This window comes from Bartonella sp. AP57NXGY (genome assembly GCF_042195805.1).
GTDB lineage: Bacteria > Pseudomonadota > Alphaproteobacteria > Rhizobiales > Rhizobiaceae > Bartonella.
This window is the reverse complement of the sequence record NZ_JBHIOZ010000145.1, coordinates 1-3149: the sequence shown is the minus strand read 5'-3', so window position 1 is coordinate 3149 and position 3149 is coordinate 1. Positions and strand designations below refer to the sequence as shown.

Here is a 3149-nt window from a genome sequence, read left to right as displayed (position 1 = left end):
ATAGCACAAAGTTTAGCGAATGCAGCTATGAATCTTCGTCGTGGTGATATGGAAAGAGAAAAAAGAGGACAGGTTAATCAGACCGTCGAATACCTAAAATCTAAAGGGTACAGTGAAGAAGAAGCTGCTATTATGGCACGTAATCCGCAAATGCTTAGTGCGATGCTAACAGGTGGTGATAAACCTCAGTTAGATAAAGGTTATGAATGGGATCCCAATTCACAACTAGGTGAACGTAGAGCGAGACCGGTTAAGGGGTCGATGCAGGAACTTGAGTATAATCAAAAACTACAAGCCCAGAAAGAGTGGGAGCATAAAAAGAGAAAAAATATGCTTCTCACCAAACAGCAGGCACGCATAGGAATAAATGCTATTCAGGATGCTATTAAAATTATAAAAGAAGGCTTTGCGACAGGATTTGTTGGGTGGGGATCGAGAAATGTTGGAGGATCTCCTGCATATGAATTAGAAAAATTATTTGATACGATTAAGGGTGGTGCTTTAAAGGCGGTATTTGAGAGCTTAAAATCGATGGATCCTAAAGGAAATCTTAGTGTTGGTCCTATATCAGATCAAGAAAGCCGTAATATGATAGCAACTTTTGGTTCTTTGGATGCTGGACGTAAGGAAGAAGGATTATTAAAAACTTTAGGAATGCTTGAAAAAACATTAGTTGCTTTAAATAAACTTGATGAGACCCAATTATATAATTGGGTAACAGGGCAGCCTATCAATACGCCTAAAGAAATCTCTGATCAATATTTCGCAGATTCGCCGATGTCACAAGGAGGTAGTGAAAATATTCCTATAGTGAAAAGTACAGAAGAGATTGCAGCTCTACCAAAAGGACAAAAATTTTTTATTATTGATGCCAATGGTAAAGCGGTTCCTTTTATAAAATAGGTTGTGCTATGTATGAATATAAGAATTATGATAAATCACTTCTTCCAGAATGGGCTAGGAAATATAAGGTAATTGGTCCACCCCAAGATATTTCAAATATTCAAACAGCTACAGATTATCCTGAATATAAAGATTATGATAAATCACTTCTTCCAGAATGGGCTAGGAAATATAAGGTAATTGGTCTACCCCAAGATATTCCAAATCATTCATCTTTTGCAGATTTTCATGGCAGTCAAGACCCCAAAACTACAACAGATGATTTTTCATTTGATGATAAAGATCTTACGTGGTGGGATGCACTAAGGAGTCATGGGATATCTGGTTTGACAGCAGGGTATAGTGATGAGATACAAGCGGCGAATGAAGCAGGTTTTACGGATTATTGGCGTGGTGATAAGAAAGCAGTAGAGGTTTATAACAGAAGAGTAGCCAAGGAACGCGCTTACCAAAAAGCCTTGGAAGAGAAATATCCATGGTTGTCTTCTGGTGCTTATATTGCTGGTTCGATTTTACCAACAGCACTTTCATTTGTCCCTGCGCTTAGATTTTTGAAAGTAGGTACTGCGGCATCAACATTTGGAAATCTTGGTAAGGCGGCAGTTTTAGGAGCAGGTTCTGGCGCTTTGCATGGTTCTGGTGCGGGAGATGGTCTTTATGACCGCCTTGCTTCGGCAGGGATTGGTAGTGGGATTGGAGCAGTTGCTGGTCCTGTTGGTTCTCTTGCTGGTACCGTTGTTTCTTCAGGATTGAATAAAGCGTTAAGAAGCATGCAAACAGCTCCTTTTGTAAGAAGGCATTTTAATCCTGCTCATAAGGAAGTTCAAACTAAAGTAGTCAGAGAAGTTGCAAAAACATTATATGATGATGGTGTTGAGAATGTTGCTGAACATCTTGCAAATGCACCACGCCATGCATTTTTGACAGATATTAGTCCGAATTTAGAAGTATTGCTTGCGAATATGGGGACAACAAATACGCGTGTTTCTGAACTTTTGAAAAGAGCCCATGAAGGACGGATGCAGGGAGCAGTTCAGCGCCTTGGTCAATCGGCAGATGAAAACATTACCCCTCTCCAAGATACGAAAGTTTTAAAAAGGTTGCTTAAAGAGCAAGGGGAAGAAGCACATGGTTCTCTCTATGCACAAGCCTATCGTACTCCAATAGAAAAAAGATATTATCCAGCTCTTAATAGGCTTTTTAAACAAGAAGGATTTCAAGACGCTCTTAAGCACGCTGTCAAAAAGTTAGAAAGAGACCCCCGCACAGCAATACCTCAACGATTCTATGCAAAAGAGTTTAGCCATATCAATTATAAACCTACAATGGAGTTACTAGATCGAAGCAAGAAATCCCTTGATGTTTTAATCAGAATGAATCGAAAGCTTGGTGATGAAGAAGGGGCTTCTACATATCAAATTTTGAAGAACAATTTGGTAAAAATAACGGATAAAATTTCCCCTACTTATAAAGCAGCTCGGGGTAGCGCAGCAAAATACAAAGGCTTTGCAGAAGCTATAAGCCAAGGCAAAAAAATTGTAGAAAGAGATGTATCTGGAGAGGGGATTGCAGAAGGTCTTCGTAAAGGAGCTATGCCGGATGGTCTCAATACTTATCGCGTAGGGATGCGAGATTATATCGATGACGTATTAGAAAAATCCCGCCCTGTTAATACACTTTCGAATATTTTACAAACGGGTAGCGTGTCTAAAAACCTTAGCAGGTCTTTAAATCCTAAAAACATTAAAGCGTTTAGAAAAGCTGTAGATGACGAAAGGTTCTATGAAGATGCGGCGCAAAGAGCACTAAAGCCATTTCAAGGAACGCCAGAGGCTTCTCCTTTAACAGGTGTTCATATTCCGTATGGAAAAGTTAGTACAGCACGTGCTGGGGCAAAAATTACTCAAAATATTTTATCTGATACGATTAGAAAATTGCCTCAAAAAGAGAGACAAATATTTGAACGGGATATAGCAAAGTTAGCAACTTTTGGCGTTAAGGGTATGAACCAGCAGGAAGTTGCTCAAATGGTACAAAGATTTATACGATTACATAAAGCAGGAATTGGTAATGAACGTTTCTGGCACTTTGTTTCTTCGGCACTGATGGGAGAAGCGGGCAGATTTGCAAGGAGTAAAATCTATGGCTAGATATAACCCTTCAGTCGATCAAGCGATCCGTCAAGCAGCAGCGCGTTATGGTTTGCCAGAGAGTTATTTGTACCGTGTTGCGCAAGTGGAAAGTGG

At 39.8% G+C, this 3149-nt stretch carries 1 protein-coding gene and 2 pseudogenes; all 3 read left to right on the top strand.

The genetic code is table 11. The features are described 5' to 3' along the window. A pseudogene (locus tag ACFIL8_RS08665) lies at window positions 1-903 on the top strand (hypothetical protein); the annotation flags it as partial. Window positions 904-911: 8 nt separating this feature from the next. After that, window positions 912-3053 (top strand): glycine zipper family protein, encoded by a 2142-nt coding sequence (locus ACFIL8_RS08660; RefSeq protein ID WP_375632658.1) that lies wholly within the window; start codon window positions 912-914, stop codon window positions 3051-3053. Then, a pseudogene (locus tag ACFIL8_RS08655) lies at window positions 3046-3149 on the top strand (lytic transglycosylase); the annotation flags it as partial. The gene ACFIL8_RS08660 and the pseudogene ACFIL8_RS08655, both read left to right, overlap by 8 nt.